This is a genomic window from Nocardia sp. XZ_19_231 (assembly GCF_015355705.1).
GTDB classification, from domain to species: Bacteria; Actinomycetota; Actinomycetes; order Mycobacteriales; family Mycobacteriaceae; genus Nocardia; species Nocardia salmonicida.
Genome location: NZ_JACUZI010000014.1, coordinates 40,295 through 60,709, shown reverse-complemented (window position 1 = coordinate 60,709; position 20,415 = coordinate 40,295). Strand labels below are relative to the sequence as shown.

The 20,415-nt window shown below is 66.5% G+C and carries 21 protein-coding genes; 17 read left to right on the top strand and 4 right to left on the bottom strand.

The window, feature by feature from the left end; all coding sequences use genetic code 11:
• Positions 1-36 precede the first annotated feature (36 nt).
• A complete protein-coding gene (locus IBJ82_RS35540) occupies positions 37-384 on the top strand; it encodes a site-specific integrase (RefSeq protein WP_370585590.1) in 348 nt (115 codons plus the stop codon).
• 172 nt (positions 385-556) lie between these two features.
• Here the strand turns inward: IBJ82_RS35540 and IBJ82_RS33105 are convergent, their stop codons facing one another.
• The 3 genes from IBJ82_RS33105 to IBJ82_RS33095 all read right to left on the bottom strand — a co-directional run bounded on the left by IBJ82_RS33105 (position 557) and on the right by IBJ82_RS33095 (position 3,535).
• A complete protein-coding gene (locus tag IBJ82_RS33105) occupies positions 557-1,288 on the bottom strand; it encodes a histidine phosphatase family protein (protein ID WP_194829921.1) in 732 nt (243 codons plus the stop codon).
• Positions 1,289-2,487: 1,199 nt separating this feature from the next.
• The gene (locus tag IBJ82_RS33100) at positions 2,488-3,285 is read right to left on the bottom strand and encodes a SigB/SigF/SigG family RNA polymerase sigma factor (RefSeq protein ID WP_194829920.1); all 798 of its coding nucleotides are present in this window, start codon (positions 3,283-3,285) and stop codon (positions 2,488-2,490) included.
• 49 nt (positions 3,286-3,334) lie between these two features.
• A complete protein-coding gene (locus IBJ82_RS33095; RefSeq protein ID WP_194829919.1) occupies positions 3,335-3,535 on the bottom strand; it encodes a hypothetical protein in 201 nt (66 codons plus the stop codon).
• Between the two features lie 144 nt (positions 3,536-3,679).
• Here IBJ82_RS33095 and IBJ82_RS33090 point away from each other — a divergent pair, with 144 nt between their 5' ends.
• From IBJ82_RS33090 to IBJ82_RS33080, 3 genes are read left to right on the top strand one after another with little or no spacing between them, the layout of a single operon-like run.
• Positions 3,680-4,480 (top strand): alpha/beta fold hydrolase, encoded by an 801-nt coding sequence (locus IBJ82_RS33090; RefSeq protein WP_194829918.1) that lies wholly within the window; start codon positions 3,680-3,682, stop codon positions 4,478-4,480.
• Complete coding sequence (locus tag IBJ82_RS33085; RefSeq protein ID WP_194829917.1) at positions 4,480-5,757, top strand: SpoIIE family protein phosphatase; 1,278 nt, start codon at positions 4,480-4,482, stop codon at positions 5,755-5,757. The genes IBJ82_RS33090 and IBJ82_RS33085 overlap by 1 nt, the downstream gene beginning before the upstream one ends.
• The gene (locus IBJ82_RS33080) at positions 5,754-6,140 is read left to right on the top strand and encodes an STAS domain-containing protein (RefSeq protein ID WP_194829916.1); all 387 of its coding nucleotides are present in this window, start codon (positions 5,754-5,756) and stop codon (positions 6,138-6,140) included. The genes IBJ82_RS33085 and IBJ82_RS33080 overlap by 4 nt, the downstream gene beginning before the upstream one ends.
• An 11-nt stretch (positions 6,141-6,151) precedes the next feature.
• Here IBJ82_RS33080 and IBJ82_RS33075 read toward each other — a convergent pair whose 3' ends face one another.
• Positions 6,152-7,297 (bottom strand): hypothetical protein, encoded by a 1,146-nt coding sequence (locus IBJ82_RS33075; RefSeq protein WP_194829915.1) that lies wholly within the window; start codon positions 7,295-7,297, stop codon positions 6,152-6,154.
• A gap of 234 nt (positions 7,298-7,531) precedes the next feature.
• Between IBJ82_RS33075 and IBJ82_RS33070 the strand changes: the two genes are divergently transcribed.
• From IBJ82_RS33070 to IBJ82_RS33010, 13 genes are all read left to right on the top strand, one after another.
• Positions 7,532-9,325, top strand: a complete 1,794-nt coding sequence (locus tag IBJ82_RS33070; protein WP_194829914.1) for a hypothetical protein — start codon at positions 7,532-7,534, stop codon at positions 9,323-9,325.
• Positions 9,326-9,352: 27 nt separating this feature from the next.
• A complete protein-coding gene (locus tag IBJ82_RS33065; protein ID WP_194829913.1) occupies positions 9,353-9,694 on the top strand; it encodes a hypothetical protein in 342 nt (113 codons plus the stop codon).
• A 7-nt stretch (positions 9,695-9,701) separates the two neighbouring features.
• Complete coding sequence (locus tag IBJ82_RS33060; protein ID WP_194829912.1) at positions 9,702-10,175, top strand: YbaB/EbfC family nucleoid-associated protein; 474 nt, start codon at positions 9,702-9,704, stop codon at positions 10,173-10,175.
• 62 nt (positions 10,176-10,237) lie between these two features.
• Positions 10,238-12,739: a hypothetical protein gene (locus IBJ82_RS33055; RefSeq protein ID WP_194829911.1), complete on the top strand. Its 2,502-nt coding sequence runs from the start codon at positions 10,238-10,240 to the stop codon at positions 12,737-12,739.
• On the top strand, positions 12,736-13,545 hold the full coding sequence (locus tag IBJ82_RS33050) for an ESX secretion-associated protein EspG (RefSeq protein WP_194829910.1): 810 nt from the start codon (positions 12,736-12,738) through the stop codon (positions 13,543-13,545). The genes IBJ82_RS33055 and IBJ82_RS33050 overlap by 4 nt, the downstream gene beginning before the upstream one ends.
• Before the next feature lie 257 nt (positions 13,546-13,802).
• Entirely contained in the window at positions 13,803-14,873 is a 1,071-nt protein-coding gene (locus IBJ82_RS33045) for an ABC transporter substrate-binding protein (RefSeq protein ID WP_228538038.1), read from the top strand.
• Positions 14,854-15,936, top strand: coding sequence for a FecCD family ABC transporter permease (locus IBJ82_RS33040; RefSeq protein ID WP_370585586.1), 1,083 nt, complete (start codon positions 14,854-14,856; stop codon positions 15,934-15,936). The genes IBJ82_RS33045 and IBJ82_RS33040 overlap by 20 nt, the downstream gene beginning before the upstream one ends.
• Positions 15,929-16,684, top strand: a complete 756-nt coding sequence (locus tag IBJ82_RS33035) for an ABC transporter ATP-binding protein (protein ID WP_194829909.1) — start codon at positions 15,929-15,931, stop codon at positions 16,682-16,684. Before IBJ82_RS33040 ends, IBJ82_RS33035 begins: the two co-directional genes overlap by 8 nt.
• Complete coding sequence (locus IBJ82_RS33030; RefSeq protein WP_194829908.1) at positions 16,681-17,304, top strand: hypothetical protein; 624 nt, start codon at positions 16,681-16,683, stop codon at positions 17,302-17,304. Before IBJ82_RS33035 ends, IBJ82_RS33030 begins: the two co-directional genes overlap by 4 nt.
• Positions 17,297-17,947 carry a hypothetical protein gene (locus tag IBJ82_RS33025; protein ID WP_194829907.1) on the top strand — a complete coding sequence of 217 codons (651 nt, stop codon included), beginning with the start codon at positions 17,297-17,299 and terminating at the stop codon, positions 17,945-17,947. The genes IBJ82_RS33030 and IBJ82_RS33025 overlap by 8 nt, the downstream gene beginning before the upstream one ends.
• Positions 17,941-18,444, top strand: coding sequence for a hypothetical protein (locus tag IBJ82_RS33020; RefSeq protein WP_194829906.1), 504 nt, complete (start codon positions 17,941-17,943; stop codon positions 18,442-18,444). Before IBJ82_RS33025 ends, IBJ82_RS33020 begins: the two co-directional genes overlap by 7 nt.
• Positions 18,445-18,657: 213 nt before the next feature.
• Positions 18,658-19,077 carry a DUF732 domain-containing protein gene (locus tag IBJ82_RS33015; RefSeq protein WP_194829905.1) on the top strand — a complete coding sequence of 140 codons (420 nt, stop codon included), beginning with the start codon at positions 18,658-18,660 and terminating at the stop codon, positions 19,075-19,077.
• 246 nt (positions 19,078-19,323) lie between these two features.
• Complete coding sequence (locus IBJ82_RS33010; protein WP_194829904.1) at positions 19,324-20,253, top strand: anti-sigma factor RsbA family regulatory protein; 930 nt, start codon at positions 19,324-19,326, stop codon at positions 20,251-20,253.
• Positions 20,254-20,415: the final 162 nt, after the last annotated feature.

Genomic DNA, 20,415 nt, shown 5'->3' with positions numbered 1-20,415 from the left:
CGTATCGAGCCGCCGGGGGTAGTGCCGTACATCGTGATGGTCCACGGGGCCGAAGTTGACCCTGTCTCGTCGTTTCTGTCGAGTTTGGTGTTGTCTGATGTCAGTCCGTTGACGGTGCGGTCCTATGCCCACGATCTGCTGCGGTGGTGGAGGGTCCTGGCCGTGCTGGATGTGCGGTGGAATCGTGCGAAGCGCGAGGCTGTCGAGGCGATGGTGGGATGGGATGCGGTCGGCGGTCAACCCGCAACGCCTGCGCTCCAACAACTCCGGATCCCAGCCCGGGTCGGTGAATCTCGAGACCGGGAAGCCGGTCCTATCTGGGGACAGGTCCGCGGTGACGGTGGCCGAGAGTGCTTGGGCGACAGCGCCTTCGTCGGCGCGTGACCATTGGCGCAGCAGCCGCTGATGCGGGAACTTCTCGCGGGCGACCAGTTCGACGACGGTGATCCCATCGGGTGCGGTGGACGACTGCGCCATGGGGGACCCTGGGCTGAGATACAACCGCGCCCCGGTGCCATCGATTGTGTCGGTGACATCCGGGGCGCGGAAGGGTGAATCAGCCCAGGTCCGGGTGGCCGACCCACTCGACGATCGTCCAGCCCTTCTGTGGGCTGCCCTTGAGGACGACGCGGCCGCCGTTGCGCATGGGATCGGTGCCGAGTTTGCTCGTGTCGGCGTTGTCGGCGTTCATCATCGACCAGAACATGATGGTGCCGCCGTGCGAGAAGATCACCGGGTTGGCGCAGCCGCGGCGCTGCACATCGAGCAGTGCTTGATCGACGCGGCCGTCGAACTCGTTGCCGTCGATGGAGCCTGGAATCCGTGCGTTCAGGTCGCCGGAGAGCCACTTGATCGGCGCCTGTAGGTACCCGGTCATCGCCTGGGCCTCCGGGGTGCCCTCGTACTGGCCTGCCTCGATCTCCCGGAAACCGGGCTGAATGTTGAGGCTCAGGTCCTGCTTGGCGACGGTCGGTGCCGCAGTCTGCTCGGTACGCACCATGTTGGACGCGAAGGCGCAGTCGTAATTCTTGTCGGCCACCTGGATGGCCAGATTGTCTGCCTGTGTCCGGCCGCGTGAGGTCAGGTCGGGTCCGGGCACCTTGGTGTCGATCAGGCCGGAGGCGTTACCGAGGGACTCGGCATGGCGCACCAGGGTGATGACCATTTCGCCGCTGCTGCCGGAGCTTCCGAAGTCGATATCGGCGGACGCGACGCCGGTGGTAGCGGTTGTGGCCGCGACCGCAGCCGCCATCACCGCAATGGACAATCGAAGAGATCGGATTCGCATGGGTGGGAATGCCTTTCATCGTGGCGATCGCCAATTCAGGTATGTCGAATAACCGGAATTTGGGGTGTCGCGTCTCACAGAAGCAGCTATTTGCCCGAAACAAAGACGGGGTATCCCATTCATCGGGATCTTTCGCGCACTGGACCGCCTGCAGGCGAAACCACCGGTAGCGGAGGTGCGAGCGGTATGTCGACTCACGCGACCCGCTCACCCGGCCGATTCGATGCCGCCGATCTCGTCAGGTGACCTGGAAGGATCACGCTGTCCCGCTCAGGCGGATCGTGGCTGAACTGGCTGCTGGGTGGCCGCGACGAGTCTGTCCGGCGGCAGGGCACACATAGACCCTAGGAACCTGCCTCGTACGGGCTTCACTGACGAGTCCGACCTATCCGCAGAGGCGGCTTACGCCTGGCAGATACCACACCTGGTCTCCAGCGCGCGTGGGCCAGGGTCGCTTCTCTGCACCTGGCAAGCAGTTCCACCGAATCGGCCGCAGCGCCAGCTCGGCGCGGTGAGTAACGCACTCTCATGGCTCCATGTGCACGCCCTCGCGATCACTCGCTCGAACCGCATGATGTCCGCGACTTCAGCTGATCGACGGGTTACGGCTGCTGGGCTATCACGCACACCGTGTCGATGATGGCCTTCGCGCCTACGAGTTCGGCCGCGGTCGGTGTCACGATGCCCAATGGCCTGAACGAACGGGTGTGTCTGGATGCGCTGACCACCGACGGCCACAGGCTTACCGGCGCCGTCCAGGGATGGGCCTGCAACGGCGGAGCACAGCAGCAATGATGACGTCGAAATACGCGTCCGACACCGGCCAGACCGGCACGACTGCACGGCAAGCCGCGGTTGAAGGCGAGTAAGCCGGTCACAGCTCGGCGGCCATCCTTTTCGAGCACGCCCGGTCGAGGTCGATGCGACCAGCGACCGGGCGTTGCCTTATGCGGAAGGGCCGTCGCAGGGTTGTGAGCGCTACGGAAACCGGCCCCTCACATAGTGATTCGGCGGACGGACCTATACGGATGGTCTCGCCCGGCCGACGCGAACTTTTCTTGTTCAGAGCTGACCGCATCGTGCACAGGATCGACGGAACCGAACCCGTTGCGGGGATAAATCACGAGCGGGGTCGCGGTCGGGGTGTTCAGCACAATCACCTGGGCTGCACGTGGTCTCGGTGGCGCGAAGGTGGGCGGTCAGCCTGCGAGTGTGAGTTGGTCGTCGGTGGTCTGGGCGCGCAGATCATTGAGCAGTCTGGTGAGTTTGCGAGACACGCTCATTTGGGAGACACCGAGACGCTCAGCGATCTCGCCTTGGGTGAGTGTGTCGTAGAACCGCCAGATCAGTAGTTGGCGGTCTTCTGTCGACAGTTGTGCCAGCAGGGGTGCGACGGTGATGGTGTCTTCGGTGAGTTGGTAGCGGGGGTCTTCGTCGCCGAAGGTGTCGGCGATGGTCATGCTGGGATCGCCGTCGGTCTCGCGTGCGGGGGTGTCGAGGCTGCGTGTTTGGAAGGCGTTGGCCGCGACGAGGGTGCGGGCGATGTCGGTGACGGGGACGTCGAGTTCGGTGGCGAGTTCTTGGGCGGTGGGGGAGCGGTGGAGTCGGCGGGTCAGCTCGTCGGTCGCTGCCCGGACTTTGCCTTGTAGTTCTTTTTCGCGGCGTGGGACGTGCAGGGGCCAGATGTGGTCGCGGAAGTGTCTGCGTACTTCGCCCATGGCGGTGGGGACCGCGAACCCCAAAAACGGTGATCCGGTACTCACGTCGTAGCGGTCGACGGCCATGACTACGCCGAGGCGTGCGGTTTGGAGGAGGTCGTCGAATGCTTCACCGCGGCCGGCGTATTTGCGGGCGATGTGCTCGGCGAGGGGGAGGCAGATTTCGATGATTTCCTCGCGTAGGGCGTTGTGTTCGGGGCTGTGCGGGTCGGTCAGCGCCAGGTGTTCGAACAGGGGTTCGGCGTGTTCGTAGGTGGGGCGGGTGGCGGTGGTGGACATGCGGTTCAGCTCCTGGCGTTCGTAGTGCTCAACGGTGGGAGTAGGTCAACTAGAGGCTGTTGACGGACAGGATTTTGGAGGACATCGTCATCGCCGCACCCAGGCTGAGGGCGCCGAGGAAGACGACGGTCAGCGACCCGGTCAAGGCGGCCAGGCCAAGCAGAACGAACACGCAGGTCGCCAACACGATGGTGGTGCTGGTCAGATCCGTGCTCGGCGTGCTCGGTGCCCGATGACGTGAGTTGGTCATGAGTGCAGGGTTGACCGTCGTGGAGGCGAATAAACCGGAATATGTCGATGATGTTGAGACGGCGGCAGGGGCACTGGCTGAGCCCGGCGACAAGGTGTCGACCGAGTTGGTGGTCCGTTGCGCGGTAGGTGGCAGGATGGCGGGGTGAGTGTGCGTGTCAAAAACAATGTCGTCGTCGTGGGAACCCAGGACGGTCCGACAGTGCTGCTCGCACATGGTTTCGGGTGCGATCAAAACATGTGGCGCCTGGTCGTGCCCGCACTGGTCGAGCGGTTTCGGGTGGTGCTGTTCGACCACGTCGGAGCGGGCCGATCCGACACCTCAGCGTGGTCGGCCCAGCGCTACGCGAGTCTGGACGGTTACGCCGGCGACATCGTGGAGATCTGCACCGAACTCGACCTGACCGAGGTCGTTCTGGTCGGGCACTCGGTCTCGGCGATGATCGCGGTCCTGGCCGTCAATCAGGCCCCGGAACGATTCGCGAAACTGGTGCTCCTCACCCCCTCGCCGCGCTACATCGACGACGGTGACTACCGAGGCGGGTTCAGCCGCGCCGACGTCGACGAACTGCTCGCCTCGTTGGACGCGAACTATCTCGGCTGGTCGGCGGCGATGGCTCCAGTGATCATGGGCAACCCCGAGCGACCCGAGTTGGGCGCGGAGTTGACTGAGAGTTTCTGCCGTGCGGACCCGAAGATCGCGCAGGTCTTCGCCAAAGCCACCTTCCTGTCCGACAATCGCGCCGATCTGTGCAAGGTGAAGGTTCCGACGCTGGTGATCCAGACCGCCCAGGACGCGATCGCGCCCCGCGAGGTCGGCCAGTTCGTCCACGAGCAGATCCCGGGCAGCGACCTGGTCACCCTCGACGCGATCGGGCACTGCCCCCAGCTGAGTGCCCCCGAGGCCACCGTCGCGGTGATCGCCGCCTACGCGAGCGCCCGGTGATGACCCGGACCGGCGACGGGCCCGGTGACGGCGAGGACGGTGCATCGCTGCCCGATGACCTCGACACCAATCCGTCGTTCTCGGCGTTGCTCGAGGACAGTGTGGAAGACCTCTACGAGAACGCACCGTGTGGCTACGTCTCCACCCTGATGGACGGCACCATCGCCAAGATCAACACCACCCTGCTCGATTGGCTCGGCTACCGCCGCAAGGAACTGGTGGGACAACGCCATTTCTTCGACCTGCTCACCGTGGGCGGCCGGATGTATTACGAGACCCACCTGGCGCCGATGCTGTCGATGCACGGCCAGGCCGGCGGGCTGGCCTTGGAGTTGTTGCGCGCCGATGGGACCCGGTTGCCGATCCTGCTGACCTCGGTGGTCAAGACCGGCCCGGACGGCACCGCGCAACTGATCCGCACCACGATCTTCGATGCCACCGACCGTCGCTCCTACGAGCAGGAACTGCAACGGGCCCGCGACGCGGCCGAGCACGCCCGCGCGGTCGCCGAACGCGAACACGAACGTGTCCAGAAGTTGGCCACCACCTTGCAGCGCACCCTGCTGCCACCGGAGTTGCCCGAGATTCCCGGGATGGAGGTCGCGGCCTACTACCACCCCGCCTCCACCGACAATGTCGGCGGCGACTTCTACGACCTGTTTCCCCTGACCGATGGCACCTGGGGGTTCTTCCTCGGCGATGTCTCGGGTAAAGGCCCCACTGCGGCCGCGGCGACCTCGCTGACCCGCTACACCCTGCGCGCTGCCGCGGTTTACGACCCGGACCCGACAGCGGTGCTCGACAACCTCAACGCCGTGCTGCTGCACAAATACAGTCGGGACGAACCCGGATTCTGCACCGTCGTCTACGGCTCCCTGCGCCCGGACACCACCGGCGCCACCCTGACCCTGTCCTCTGGCGGACACCCCCCGGCCTTATTGGTACGTGCCGATGGCACAACGACTCTGGTCGAAACGCCGGGCGGGATGCTGGTGGGCGCGATCCCCGACCCGAGGTTCGTCAGCGTGGAAATTCACCTCGGACCCGGCGACACGGTCCTGTTCTATACCGACGGACTCACCGAAGCCCGCATCCGCGGCCGGGAACGATTCAGCGAGGACCAACTGCGCGACCATATCGCTACCCTCGGCCCGGTCACCGCCTCCACGCTGCTCGCCGCGGCCACCGATCTACTCACCGGTTTCGGTGCCGGGGTCGAAGACGATACTGCCCTGCTGGCCATGAGCATCCCACCAGTCCGAGGCCGATCCCTGTGAGCGCCGACTTCACTGTCATTTGCCTCCGCACCGCGTCGGGTCCGGTGCTCAGCTTCAGCGGGGAACTGGACGCCGCCACCGCCCCGGCCGCTCGTGCGGAGATCAACACACTCGAACTATCCGCCGGTCAGTTGCTGGTCATGGACCTGTCCGGTCTCGAGTTCTGCGATTCCAGCGGAATCACCGCATTGCTGGCCGCGCGTAATCGCGCCACCGACGCCGGTGCTTCGATCGCGTTGGCCGCGATCCCAGCCAACCTGTCCCGCATCTTCACCCTCATCGGCCTGACCATGGTCTTTACCAGCTACGCCAGCGTTGCCGAGGCCCATGGTGAGTGGAACGTGCCCCCGCCTGATCCACAGCCGGTCGCAGCGTCGGACTGAGGCACGCCGAGTCAGTGCCGGACATGGCGAGAGTCAGTCGGCGACCATGCCGAGCGAGGTGTAGATATACCGGCCATGGTCAATTGGAGATACGCGTCGTCGATGGCGCCCTCGCCGAAAACCTCTGCGAGTAAGCCGCGTCCGACCTCCCCGCGATCGGCGGCGCGGACCAACCCGAGCGCAGCCTCACGGGTGTGGGCGTCGGGTTTTTCCGCCACCAGCGCGGCCACGATGGCAGCGGCGCTCTCCTCGCTCCACACACCGGGTACAGCTGCGGCGATTTCGCCGGCGGTGTGTCCGGGCGCGCGGTACCACCGGCCGTCGTCCCACCAATAGCAGAAGGACAGCAGGCCGATGCCCGCACGGGGGTTCAACGTCGCATTCGCGACCCACGCCGGCGCGCCCGCGTAGAGGTCCGGCATCGGCGCTTCGCTGTTGTAGACGGCGTCGAGAACGGGATCGTTCCATATGCCGCCGGACAGGACGGCACGGTCACCGGGCATGATCCAGAGCGAGGAGCCGCTGCGTTCGATCCCCTCGAACAAGCCGAGCGCGGGCAGCACCCGTGGCCCCCACGGTGATCCGACCGCGACGAAGGCCGCGGACAGCACCGCCCACCGTGCGACCAGCAATGGCAGCGCGGGCAGCTCGTCCGCTACGACCGCCACGACCGGCTCGGCCCGCGCCGCCATCTCGGCGGGGCGTGACTGCCTGTCGGCGTGCCCGATATGGGCGGCGAGCCACACCGGCAGTCGGCGTCGTGGGAAGGCCTCGAGATCGGCTCGATAGACCTCGGCGGGGAAAAGGTGTTCGTCGGGAAATGGTTGCTCGCCGAAGTCGTAGTCCGTGCGCACCTCGCCTGATTCCGAGACCACGAGCAGGTAGCGCCACCAGGGGCCGTCGGCTCGGACCGCCGATGCCTCCCGGTGTAAGCGAACCAGGCCCATGATCTCCTCCGACGGCAAGATCTGGACCGGATTGCCCTGCTCGTCGGTAGCGACGACCGAGGCCAGTTCAGCGGCGACCGTCAGCACGAATATTGCGTGAATCTCCCCGCCGCGCTCCGGCCCGAGTCCGGTCAGCAGGGCGGCGATACGACGGCTCGCCGCATCCGGTGGTGGCGGTCCGGCCTCGGCCGGGTCCTCGGTTTCGGTCACGGTAGGGCACCTCCTCGATCGCGGCGCACGCTACCACCTGGCGGGAAACGAATGGTGTTGCCGAAACTGAACTTTCGCTTCCAGCCGACCGACACATGCTGTGCGCGAGCAGAATTCGCTTTCAGGTCGCTGCGGGTTCAACTTCTTGCGGTCTAATCCCCGAGGACATCGAACGCCGAGGAGGACCGCTTTGCCGAGCGAACCAAGAGCGCTCCGGCGCCGCGCGGAGCAGTCGTGACCCTCATCATGCCGGACGGCTTGAAGTGGCTGGCCTGGGTCGCCGGTACGGCTTGGCCGGAGGGCGACGAGGACGCGTGCTGGGATGTCGCGGAGGCATGGAAGACGGCGAGCGCGGAAATCGAGGCGCTGCTCGCAGGCATCGACGAGGCCAAGGCCGCCACCGTGGCGGCCTATCCGCAAGGTGAAGGCGGCGCCGCGATGGGCAGCCGCTACGACATCCTGCGCACCGGGGATCAGTCTGTGGAGGCGCTGGCCGAGCTGATGCAAACGATCTCCGACAGCGCGTTCGACATGGGCACCGAAATCCAGGCGACCAAGATCACCGTCATCGTGACCCTGGTCTGGCTGGCGCTGGAAATCCTGTGGGCATGGGTGTTTCCGCCGACCGCGCCTGCGGTCGAGGCGGCCGCGATCACCACGACCCGGTCCTTTCTCAAAGTGTTCGAGGACTTCGTTCAAAAGACCATCACGTCGATCGCTGCCAGACTCGGCGCCCCGACAGTTCAACGGCACTTCTGGTCGGCGGCGGTGCGGCTGAAGCCGGTACTGCCCACCGCCAAGGGTTACGGCGTCTACGGTGCGCGGGCGATCGAGGCCGCGGCCATCGTCGGCGCGATCAACGGCGGGGTACAGGTCGGCCAGATCGCGGATGGTAAGCGTCGGCATTTCAACGGCAAAGAGTTCGGGTTGTCGGTCCTGGCGGGCGTTGCCGGAATGATTCCCGGCCGTGAGGTCGGTCGCTACCTCGGCAAGGGCATCGACAAAGTCGCAGGCAAGCAGCTGGACAACGCCATGGGACGAGTGGGCCGAGGCATCGTGATCGGTGGTGTGTCCGGTGGCGTCGGCACCGGTTTCGGAAACCTGGCAGTGGGCGCGGCCACCGGCGATTGGTCGTCGTTCGCCTCCGGTGCGGGCTGGACCGGCGGCATCGCGCGCGGCGCAGCCGTCGGCGGGGCACGGGGCGGATTCGCCCTGGGAACTCCGATTCCCCCGGGGCGCGGAGACATTCGGTCCTACGTGTGGATGCCGAAACCCGCGGCAGGCGGTACCGCCGGTCCGCCGGTCACCGATGGATCGTCCACCAGCTCCTCGTCCAGCGCCGGTGTCGCCCCGTCGAGCCCCGGCTCGGAGTTCGGCGGTGGCAGTGGTGCCGGGACGTACTCCGGTCGCGGCGACGGTGGTTCGTCTTCCGGAAGCTCGAGTTCGGGATCCTCCGTGCGCGGCGACGGAGCGAGCGGGCACGGTCCACGCCCCGGCACACCCGAGTCGGTGTACCACGACGCATCGAGCGGGCCCGCCCCTCGCCCCGGCACACCCGAGTCGGTGTATCACGATGCAGCCAGCACGGTTGCGGGATCGCATACGGGATCGACCCCCAGCTTCGTGACGGCTGCCAGCCAACCCGGCGCCTTCACCGGCAGGCCACCGACCTCGTTCGAGTCGTCGGTGGACGGCTGGGGCCCGACCGGACAGCCGCCGCACGGCAACACCGGATTGGTCGGGGGTGGGCAGCTGCCGCCCCCGGTCGGCAGCGAACCACCTACCCCGACCGGCAGTCGGCCACCGACCCTGGACGGCGCCGGTCACCACCGGGCCGGGGCCGCCGAACCGTTCCTGGGTGAGGGCAAAGACGTACGCGGCAAGCCCCGCCCGAAACAGGTGCCATCGGTGGAGCCGCTGCCCGGGCCCTACAAGCCGCCCCCCGCGGGCGCTTCAGAGCCGAGCGACTGGGCGAGCTCGGATCCCGACCCGGCCGACGCGGACGTCGATGTTCCTTTCACCCTTTAGACAAACCGATATCGGAAGGAGTGCGCGATGGCCGGAAACGTCGAGATCGACCCCCAGAAACTGCGCAAGGCGTCGGAATTGACCGACGAGCTGTCGACGAAAGTGACGGCAGCCGCCGACAAACTTCGCGGCGCGCTCGCCGGAGTAGAAGCCGACCCCACCTTCCTTCCGTGGGGAAATGACAAGCGTGGCAAGAAATTCGCCGATGGCCCCACGGGCTATATGGCGGCGCGCAACAACCTGCTCGAAGGTGCCACCGGGGCCGCGCAGACCCTCAGCGATATGGCGCACGGCCAGCGCGAGGCTGCGAACTCGCTTACCGGCACCGACCAAGCCTCCAGTGAGAACCTCGGCGAAGGGAAGGCGTGAGCGCCCCATGTTGAACGACCGCTTGCGCGCAGATATGGCGACGATGCTCGACGGCCTCGGCGAACAGTTCCGCGGGATCGCCGAACTCCAGAAGCAGCGCGCGCTCCTCACGGCCACAGTGACCGCGTGCGATAAGCGCATCGAAGTGACAGTGAACGCCGATGGGCTCCTGATCGCCACGAAATTCGCCGACGACGTTCTCGACCTGAGCCTCGAGGAGATCGCCACGAACCTGACGGCGGCCGTCCAATCCGCAGCCGCCGACGTAGCCGGTCGCAGCAGGGAATTGATGACGCCACTGCTCGAACGGCGCGACGCGCTGCCGAAACTTTCCGAGATCATCGAGGGCGCACCCGATCTGGGCGCGATGCTACCGACCGCGCCTGCCCCACCGACGGTTCTGCCTGATCACACACGGTGGCCGACGGACGGTTCCGGCATCGCTGGTCCCCGCTCCGCAGTCGCTGACAACGACGACTGACACACCCGCACGCGGATTTTCAGACGAAGCGGGAACCCGATTCCCGGCGAAGGAAGGCGACGATGGCCCTCGAACCGAACACGTGGTCCGGCCTGGAGAACCAGGCGAAGGCGGGATATCTGGCGTTCGACCCGGCCAAGGCTTTGGCCGCGGCAAAAGCCTGCGCCGATCTGGTCGACGATCTACTCGGGATGAGCGCCGCGGTGACCGACCTGCGCCTGAACAATTTCGGTCCCATCGGCACCCTGACCTCCGGCACCCAACTGGCGATGGCGTTCAGTAACAAGGGTTCCCGCTTGTACACCGTGCTCAACGACCACGCGAAGATCGTCACCGATATGGGCGAGACGTACATCGCCGCGGGCAAGACGTACGTGGGCACCGACGACAATTCCAGAGACAACATCAAAGCGCTGGGCGAACTGAGGATGCCGACCGCGGCGACCCCGTACAAACCGGGCACCGCGGCCCCCGGTGCCCCCGACGCCACCTTCGGCAATCCGTCGCCCTTCAAGGCCGAGAGTTTCCCGTCGTCGTTGAAGGATTACCAGGGCGCGAAGGATACCGGCGCCACAGCCAGCATCGAGAACAAGGACAGTCTCAGCTTCACCGAGATGTACGAGCTGGGCCGCGATCTCGATCCGCAACCGGTGCTCGCGGCCGCAGGCACCTGGCACTCCCTGTCGACCGACCTGCTCAGCAGGCTGAACAATTTCGTCACGGTGATCTCGGCGGGTACCGATGGCTGGGAGGGCCAGGGCGCGAGCGCGGCCGCGAGCGCGGTCACCAACTACTCCAACGGTGTGCAACCGCTGGTCAACTCGATGATCGCCATGAGCCAGAACCTCGACTACACCGCGCAGTGGCTGTATCTCACCAAAGTGAGCATGCCCGCGACGTCGGATGCCGATGACTGCTGCCCCGGAAAGGTGACCAGGCGGTATCGCGACGAGTGGCAGAAGCATTACGGCGAGGGCATGAAGAACACGGTGTCGGTGATTCCGGCAGTCGACGGGCCGATTGCCACCCCACAGCCCACCCCGGGTTCGGGGCAGAATGTGCCGGGCGGTGGTGAGTACGGGCAGGGCGGCGGACAACAGGGCGCCCCCGGCTCGGATCCCGTCGGTAGAGGTTATGGCGACCAGACTTATGGCGGTCAGGGGTATGGCGGCCAAGGGTATGGCGGTCAGGGGTATGGCGGCCAAGAGTATGGCGGCCAGGGATATGGCCCCCCAGGATATGGCTCGCAGGGATACGGCGATGAGTTTCGCGACCAAACCCTGCCGGGCCAGCAGACAAGTGGCGGCGCCGGGTCCGGGGCCGGTCTGCCCGGAGCCGAAACCCAGACTGCGGGCTACGACGCCGCGGGCGCGGGAACCGGCGCGGGCGCGGGAACCGGCGCGGGCGCGATGGGCGGAACCGCGGGTGGGGGAGCCGCTCCCGCAGGCGGGGGCGGTGCAACGCCCACGCGTTCGGCAGGCGGATCGGGAAGTTCTCCCTTCCCCCGCAGCAGCTTGCCTTCCGCCGAAGAGGTGGCATCCGCCGCAGGCGCCGGTATGCCATCGGTCTCCTCTCTCGGTTCGGCTCCGCTGCCGCGGGGGGCTTCCGGTGCGGGTGGGTCATCGGGCGGGAAACCGTCGAAATCGGGCAGCAAGGGTTCCGGTGCGGAGACGGCATCCCTCGGGGACGCCCTCGCCGCAGCGGTGGGTGCGGACCCTGCACAGGTGGGGTCGGTCCTCGACAACCTCCCCGGACTCCTCGACGAGGACGCCCTGTCGACGCTGTCCGGACTGCCACCGGAACAGGTGCGGTCGATTCTGGACAGCATTCCCGACGTGGTCGACGAGAAAGCGCTCGCCGAACTCAGCGGTGTGGACCCGGCGGGGGTGCGCTCGGTGCTGGAGAATCTCCCGGCGGCGTTGGACGAGCAGGCGCTCGCGGCGGCCACCGGTGGCGCGAACGGCCTGTCGTCCGCCGGGGCCGGGATCGCCTCGCAGGACGCGGCATCGGGCGCCGGGGGAATGGCGAGTTCACTTGCTTCCGCGGGTAGCGACTTCCTCGGCCAGATAGGGAAAGCGCTGACCCAGGGGCTGGATTCGCTCACCCAACTAGGTAGCGCACTACCAGGCGCACAGCAGATGCAAGACCTGCTACAGCAGTTCGATCCGAACGCGTTGGCGGCCGCGGCGGGGCTTTCCCCCGTCGATGCCGCCGGTGCGGGTGGTGCGGGCGCAGGCGGTGCGGGGGCAGGCGGCGGTGGAGTCGGTGGAGGCGGAGTAGGTGCCGCTTCACTGGAATCTCCGACCCAACAAGCCAGTACCGCGCTGTACCCGCGCGCAGGACTGCCCGGCGCCGAACAGCCGATCTATCCCGCCGCGGCGGCCGCTGCGCGGACCGACGGCATGCCCGGCGGCGGGATGCCCATGATGCCGCCCGCCGCCGGTGGCGCGGGACAGAACGCCGGCGGCGGGCACAAGCCCGCCAGATATCTGCAGTCGAGAGTCCACCTCGACGAAGCACTCGGCCCGATGCCCGACCGAGTGCGACCGGTGGCCGACTCATGAGCCAAACCTGGGAATTCACCGACCTGGAGTTCAATCTCCTCTGCGAGGACGTCCGGCGGGGCGAACTGCCCGCACCGTTCATCTTCACCAGCCGCACCCGTCTCGAAGAGGACTACGAGTTGGAGAAATCGCAGGTCCGCCAGCAGTTGCGACGCCGACTCGACCACGATCTCGACGCCTTGGCGGGCGCGATCGCAAAACCCGACATCTTCGTCGTCGCGCACGCGTGGAACGACCAGGATTTCGGAAATCCCGCAGCGCGCGTCCGGGTGCACGCGATCCGGCATCGGGCACGCGGCTACGTGATCACCCAGCGCCCGGGTGAAACCCTCGCGCACAGCGGCGGTTTCGACGCCGTCGAATGCGACCCGTATGCCCTGGCCGACACCGTGATCGGACTACTCCCGCGCTGCGGCGCAGGCAAGCTTGCCGACATCGCGCTGTCACTCCCCGACACCGCACCGATACAGGAGCGCGACCGCCCGGTATCCAGCATTGCCGACGACGATGACGATGACGACCTCAGCGACGACCCCGCCCGCAGCGCCGGGTTCTTCGCCACCCCCGCTCTCAGCACCGGCATCGTCAAAGTGCTGCAAGGCCGTTCGAAATACGGACCCCGCGGACGGATCGAAACGGGCCTGTTGTGGCGCGACCTTCCCGACGACGGGCGTTACGTGATGCCGCTCGACGACCCTGCCCCGGTCGCTAGCGCCATGAGCAGCGACCGGCTGGCCAACTGGGTGCGCGACCGGATCGAGGAAATTCTCACCCGTATGGAATCGCATAGCGAAACCGAGGAATGAGCAGCACCCGGCTCGGCGGATAGTTGGCGCGCCGAGGGCGTACCGCGTGGCAGTTCCTGATCGGCAGCGCCATGCCACGCAGTCAACCCGCCGTGGGGCCGGGCTGCGCGACACTTCCCAGCAAACCAAAAACATAGGTTAGGCTAACTTGACTTATTGGATGATGGTTTCAGAGTGGGACGGTACAGCGCATGGCGAATACGCAGCGTGCACGGCAGCGGGGGAGCCTTCGGGCCCGGCGATGGATGGCTGTCGGCATGATCGGAGCCCTCGCTCTGACCGCTGGGTGCTCGAGCCGAGAAGCGCAGGCCGACAACGCGGCTGGCGCGGGAGCGCTGACGATCATCGACCAGCGCGGCCGCACTGTCACGCTGGATGGACCCGCCGACAAGGTGGCGTTCACCGTGATGCCCGCACCGTCGATCTTCGCCGCGGTGGACCGCAGCTACGACCGCATCGTCGGCCTCAACCAGTCGACGCTGGTCGCTAATCGCGGTGGCATGTTCGCGACGATGTTTCCCGCCTCGGCCGACTCCGCGGTGGTCGCGGGCAACGATTTCGTGCCGAATGTCGAGACGCTGCTGCAACTCGATCCCGATGTCGTTGTGCAGTGGGGTGATCGGGGCAACGACGTGATCGCGCCGATCGAGTCGGCGGGCTTCCCGGTGGTCGGACTGAAATACGGAACCCAGGACGACCTCGAACAGTGGATCACGCTGTTCTCGCAGCTCGCGGGTAAGCCCGAACGTGGGCAGCAACTCGTGGACTGGCAGCGCGCCGAGCAGTCCGAGATGCGCGCCCGGGTGGCCTCGACGCAGGCCCCACGGCCGCGGGCGATGATCCTGTCGCGCACCGGTGACACCTACAGCACCACTAGCGCCAAGGGCTACGACGGATTCCAGTTCGACCTGGTCGGCGGGGATCTGGTCAGCAAGGGATTCGTCTCCGACTCCGGACAGGTTGGTCCGGAACAGATCCTGGCCTGGAACCCCGAGGTCATCATGCTCAGCGGTTTCGACCAGAGCACTCCTGCCGACATCTACGCCGACCCGAGGCTGGCGAATGTGAGCGCTGTGCAGAACAAGCGCGTCTACAAGACTCCACTCGGTGGCTACCGGTGGCAGGTGCCGGGCGCGGAATCACCACTGATGTGGCTGTGGATGCACCAGATCCTGTACCCGGGCACGCGCGATGGGCAACTGCGCGAGGACATTCGCGCCGAGTTCGACAATCTGTTCGCCTACCGGATCACCGACGACGAGATCGACCAGGTGCTGCGTCTGGACCTCAACAAAGACGCGGCCGGTTATGACCAGTTCCTCCGTTGATCAGGCGGCGGCGCCGGTGGATCCGGCGCCGCCGCGGGCACGGTTCGATCGGCGGATGCTGGCCGTCCCGGGGTTCTTCCTGCTGCTGATCGTCGTGGCGGTCGGCGCACTGGCCGTCGGCCGCTACGCCGTCCCGCCGAACGAGATCGTTCGAATCCTGTTGGGGCAGTTCCTGCCGATCGAGCAGACCTGGTACCCGCAGGAAGCCACGGTGGTGCTCGACGTGCGACTTCCCCGCGTCCTGTTGTCGATCCTGTTGGGGGCCGGGCTCGCGCTCACCGGTGCGGTGATGCAGGCAGTGTTCCGCAACCCGCTCGCCAGCGCCCAGGTCCTCGGCGTGTCCTCGGGTGCCTCATTCGGTGGCGTGCTGATCCTGCTCGCCGGATTCAGCGGCGCCGCGCTGGTAGGCGGGGCGTTCCTCGGCGGCGTGGCGGCATTGGCGCTGGTCGTGGCGATCGCTCGGGCCGTGCCGGGAGCGCCACTGTTGATGATCATCCTCGGCGGCACCGTGGTCGGCGCGATGTTCGGGGCGATGGTCTCGTTCATCACCTATATCGCCGACCCCTACAGCGAACTTCCCTCGATCGTCTTCTGGCTCATGGGTTCACTCGCGACGGCCAGCTACACCAAGGTGCTCACCGCGGCGATCCCGATCGTCGCGGCGGGACTGGTGGTGCTCGCGCTGCGATGGCGACTGAACATTCTCGCGATGGGCGACGAGGACGCCACCGCGCTGGGGCTCTCACCCCAGCGGCTGCGCAACCTGCTGCTGGTGTGCGTCGCGTTGATCACCGCGGGATCGGTGTCGGTCGCCGGGGTGATCGGCTGGGTGGGACTGGTCGTGCCGCACCTGGTGCGCATGATGGTCGGCACCGACAACCGGATGGTGCTGCCGGTCAGCGCATTACTCGGAGCCATCTACCTCACCCTGATCGACACCCTCTCGCGCACGATCAGCACCGCCGAGATCCCGATCGGCATCCTCACCGCGATCATCGGCGCACCCTTCTTCGTGGCGCTGCTGATCCGCAACCGAACCCGCCTGTGGGGTTCGGATGCTTGAGGCGAGCTCGTTGTCGTTCCGCTATTCGGCCAAGGGGCCGTGGATCTTTCGTGATGTCTCGGTACGCGCCGAGCCGGGTCAGGTTTTCGCGGTGCTCGGACCGAACGCACGTGGCAAGACCACGATGCTCAAGTGTCTGGCCGGAATCACGCGCCCGGTAGCCGGTTCCGTCACGACGACCGGCGGCGTGGGTTACGTCCCGCAGAGCCATTCGGTGGTGTTCTCGTTCTCGGTGCTCGATATCGTGCTCATGGGCCGGGCGAGGACGGTGAAGATCTACAGCACTCCCACCGCCACCGACCGCGAGGCCGCGCGGGAGGCGCTGCACCGAGTCGGCGTTTCCCATCTCGCGGACCGTGACTACACCGGACTCAGCGGCGGTGAGCGTCAATTGGTGCTCATCGCCCGGGCGTTGGTTTCCGACTGCGACACCATCGTGCTCGACGAACCCGCCGCCGCCCTCGACCTCCGCAACCAGGCTCAGGTGCTGACTGTGCTCCGCGCGCTCGCCGACGAAGGATTGGCGGTCGTGATGACCACCCACCACCCCGATCACGCCCTGCACGTGGCCGAACGGTCGATGCTGATGGTGAGCGCCGACGACCAGCGCATCGGCCCGACACGCGAGTTACTCACCGGCGCACTACTTTCCGAGATGTACGGGGTGCCGATCGTCACCGCCGACATCGAAACACCGAGTGCGATACGGCGACTGACCGTTCCCGATTTCGGCAGGGGAATCTCGTGACGGTGCTCAACGCCCACATGGCCCCACGCGACCGGCAGGTGATCGACGGCATGCGAGAAGTCGATGTCTACGACCTGCCGACCGAATGCGACGACTCGGTCACCGGCGTGTACCTGACCGGCGATGTCGATCAGGAGTACTTGCTCGAACAGCGGCCTTTCTTGGAATCCTTTGTCACCAGCGGCGGACGCGTCGTCATCAACGGGCACGTGCAACGCCTCTTCCTGGACGGCCTGAGCACATGGCGAAAGCTCGACTTCCGCAACCCGCGCGATCTCGCGTTGACCCGCGTGAACGAGCACCCCGTGTGGGCAGGCACCGACCCGAAGTCCTTTCTGTACAACACCGGAACGCCGGGACCTGTGCCGTTCGAAGAACTGGCCCGGATCGGCGTCGCCGGCTTCTACGGGCGTGGCTGGTATGCGGACCTGCCCGACGACGCCCGAGTGGTGCACACACTCGGGACGACCAACGCCCCGGTCGACTACGACTACCCGCTCGGCGCAGGCCGGGTACTGGTGCACGGCGGCAACGATCTGCTGCAGTTCGCCACCGCCGCGCGCGGCACGCAGCGATTGCGCACCCAGCTCGTGCGATGGCTGGGCGGTCGCGATGACTGACCTCGATCGCGGCGCCTGCTCGATCGCCCTGCTACACGGCGGCAGCCACGCACAACTGGCCACCCTGGCCGACCCCGCACTGGCGCCGTACCGGCTCCGTCCGATCCATGTGCGGACCGGGACGCCCGAGCAACTCACCGACATCGACGTGATCGTGGTGTCCGACCGGCTCCGCCCAGATCTGTTGGCGCACTGGACCGCAAGCATTCTCGCCGCCCTCGACCGGGGCGCCACCGTCTTGGTCTTCGGCGAGAACACCGTGGAGGGCTGGGTGCCCGGCGTCCGCCAACAGAGCCGTCCCACCGTGTTCTGGTGGTGGCGAACCGGCGAGGACCACCGGCTGCGCACACGCGCCCCGGACCATCCAGCCTGGAATTACTTCGCCGATCGCGCAGTGATCTGGCACTACCACGGTTTGCTCGAGCCGCCGCCCGGCGCGGTGAGCCTGGTCGATCTGCACACCGAGGACGGCGCCCGCGACGGTTCGATCCTCTATCTCGACGAGCAGTCGACCCCCGGGCGTCTGTTGGTCACCACCATGGACCCGGTGTATCACCACGGGTCCGGATTCATGCCCGGCGCAACGCAATTGCTCTACTCGGCGTTGTACTGGGCCACCGCCGACCGGAGGAAAACATGCTGACAGTCCTCGAATCGGGCACGCCGATCGAAATCTCGTTCACCGACCTGATGAAGTACCACGGGCCACACTTCCCCGGCGGGGTGGCGCACGCGTACTGCGCGATGCGCCACGCCGTCGCGGTGCTCGGTCCCGTCGAGCGCCGTGAGGTCACCGTCCGCACCGCGTTCCCCGGCCCCGGCGGACGAGACGCGATCGAAATGGCCTTGCGTGCGGTCACCGGCGACCGTTTCGTCGTCGTGCCCGAACTCGCTGCGACCGACCGCGGCGCCACCCTGGCCCGCTACGTCTGGGAATTTCGCTACCGCGACCGGACCGTGCTGGTGCGGTTGCGCGACGCGGGATTCGTCACCGACGAATTCATCGAACTCGGAGCCCGTAACGACCGCACTCCGGCCGACGACGAACGACTCACCGTGCTGAAACAGGAGATGACCGATCGGCTGCTGGGCGGCGAGGTCGGCGAGGTCTACGAAGAGGTGCCGCAGCCGACGCGCTGAATCAGGGGCCTGCGAAACATGCAGTCGGCTGCGAGGTTGCGTCCACCGTGGACGATGACCTTGTTCTGACGGTGAGACGTTGCTGGTCAGTGAGACCTCCGAGGCCCTGTATCTAGGTTGGGTTGTGCCAACCCTGGGGTGGGTTTCGAGCATTCGGCTGCTGCGGGATCGTTGATGGCACACCGGAAACGGTGTCGGAGAGGATCGATCAAAGTGTTGGTCCCTCTGCTCGAGATCAGGGGCAACACGATGTTCGTAGGGCGAATCCAGTTGCGAGCCAACGTGGTAGCGGTCAGTCTGGCTGTCGCGGTTCTCAGTGCCGCAGTCGCGGGCTGCGACCCGACAACCGAGCCCCGCAGTGTCGACGTCACCAACACCCGCACCGCCGAAGCAGCCGAGATCAGCACCGACGAAGCGTCGTTCCTCGAGGAGATCAGGATCAACGACGCGGCCCTGCCGGGGAAGTCGGCAAAGGAGTTGGTCGCCGCAGGCTATGCGACGTGTGAACACCTGCGTGGCGGCGTATCCGTTCTGGACGAGACATCCGCGGTTGAGCAAACCTACCAATTCGATCAGGGCCCGCTGTTCGTCAGCGCCGCGACCACGAATCTGTGCCCGGACTTCGTCTCCTGACCACATGCGCACCATCGGCCGCCCGACCGCGGTGGTGTTTTACGCATCGAGCAGGCTCGGCACTCTGTGTCCGATCATCGGTGCTCGACGCGGCGGGCTAGACTGTGCGCCCGGAAGGCGATTACCTTCTGCCGATTCCGGCCTGAGAGTCGGCCGACGGTGACGAAGGAGTCGCGTGGATACGCCCTTCTGGTGGCCGCGTCTATCAACGTTGTCCGCCCGAACCGAATCGACGGTAATGCCCCGATGAGCACAGCGACCGCCAACGAGGCGTTCGAACACCCTGCCCTGTTCTATGCGAACGAGCAGGAATACACGCAGCAGACGACGGCATTCCTGCGCGAGGGTTTGGCGGCGGGTGAGCCGATGGCCGTCGCGGTACCGGGGCCCAACCTCGAGCTGATCAAGGACGAGCTCGGCGTCGATGCTCGCGACATCTCGTTTCTCGACATGACCGACGTCGGCCGCAACCCGGGCCGGATCATTCCGAAGGTGCTCAGGGGGTTCGCCGACGCGCATCCCAGGGGGCGGGTGCGCATCATCGGCGAGCCGATCTGGGCTGGGCGTAGCACCGTGGAATACCCCGCATGCGCGCAGCACGAAGCGCTGATCAATGCCGCCTTCGACGGCCGCGCGGTGACCATCCTGTGTCCCTACGACGAAACCCGCCTGGACGCGGCGGCCCTGGCCGATGCGCGGCTCACCCACCCCACCCTCATCAGTCAGGGGCGTGAGCAGGCCAGCAACGACTACGACTGGCAGGCGATCGTGGCTCGCTACAACGAGCCACTGGTGTCGGCGCCCGATGCCGCCGTTTTCCCCTTCGGCGAAGCTGAGCTTCGATCGGTCCGGCACTTCGCCGTCGACCACGCGAGCAAATGGGGACTCGACGCCATACGGGTCGAAGACGCCAAGCTGGCGGTCGCGGAACTGACGACCAACAGCGTGGTGCACGGCGGCGGCCGGGGTCTTTTCGCGATGTGGTCCGAGCCGGGACAGCTCGTGTTCGAGGTTCGCGACGGCGGGTGCCTGAGCGATCCACTGGCCGGGCGCAGGCCACCTGAACAGGGACAGTTCGGCGGTAGGGGCCTGTTGCTGGTGCACTACCTGGCAGATCTGGTGCGCATACACACCGGCGAGGACGGCACGACGATCCGCTTCTATCTCGACGTGTGAATCAGAATCTGCCTCGCCTACCGTCGACACACCCGTAGCCGGGCTCGATCCCGGATAGTCGGGTTCACGTCGAACGGTCGCAGCGTAAAGTCTTCGGGCGGGTGGTCATTCGAATCCGCAACACACCGCACGGTCGTGTGGGGTGACGGTCGGCCCTACCTC

Excerpts from the sequence above, each read along its gene's own strand:
- IBJ82_RS35540 (WP_370585590.1), top strand. The coding sequence starts at position 37 with ATGGTCCACGGGGCCGAAGTTGACCCTGTCTCGTCGTTTCTGTCGAGT.
- IBJ82_RS33105 (WP_194829921.1), bottom strand. The coding sequence starts at position 1,288 with ATGCGAATCCGATCTCTTCGATTGTCCATTGCGGTGATGGCGGCTGCG.
- IBJ82_RS33100 (WP_194829920.1), bottom strand. The coding sequence starts at position 3,285 with ATGTCCACCACCGCCACCCGCCCCACCTACGAACACGCCGAACCCCTG.
- IBJ82_RS33095 (WP_194829919.1), bottom strand. The coding sequence starts at position 3,535 with ATGACCAACTCACGTCATCGGGCACCGAGCACGCCGAGCACGGATCTG.
- IBJ82_RS33085 (WP_194829917.1), top strand. The coding sequence starts at position 4,480 with ATGACCCGGACCGGCGACGGGCCCGGTGACGGCGAGGACGGTGCATCG.
- IBJ82_RS33065 (WP_194829913.1), top strand. The coding sequence starts at position 9,353 with ATGGCCGGAAACGTCGAGATCGACCCCCAGAAACTGCGCAAGGCGTCG.
- IBJ82_RS33060 (WP_194829912.1), top strand. The coding sequence starts at position 9,702 with ATGTTGAACGACCGCTTGCGCGCAGATATGGCGACGATGCTCGACGGC.
- IBJ82_RS33055 (WP_194829911.1), top strand. The coding sequence starts at position 10,238 with ATGGCCCTCGAACCGAACACGTGGTCCGGCCTGGAGAACCAGGCGAAG.
- IBJ82_RS33050 (WP_194829910.1), top strand. The coding sequence starts at position 12,736 with ATGAGCCAAACCTGGGAATTCACCGACCTGGAGTTCAATCTCCTCTGC.
- IBJ82_RS33045 (WP_228538038.1), top strand. The coding sequence starts at position 13,803 with ATGATCGGAGCCCTCGCTCTGACCGCTGGGTGCTCGAGCCGAGAAGCG.
- IBJ82_RS33040 (WP_370585586.1), top strand. The coding sequence starts at position 14,854 with ATGACCAGTTCCTCCGTTGATCAGGCGGCGGCGCCGGTGGATCCGGCG.
- IBJ82_RS33035 (WP_194829909.1), top strand. The coding sequence starts at position 15,929 with ATGCTTGAGGCGAGCTCGTTGTCGTTCCGCTATTCGGCCAAGGGGCCG.
- IBJ82_RS33025 (WP_194829907.1), top strand. The coding sequence starts at position 17,297 with ATGACTGACCTCGATCGCGGCGCCTGCTCGATCGCCCTGCTACACGGC.
- IBJ82_RS33020 (WP_194829906.1), top strand. The coding sequence starts at position 17,941 with ATGCTGACAGTCCTCGAATCGGGCACGCCGATCGAAATCTCGTTCACC.
- IBJ82_RS33010 (WP_194829904.1), top strand. The coding sequence starts at position 19,324 with ATGAGCACAGCGACCGCCAACGAGGCGTTCGAACACCCTGCCCTGTTC.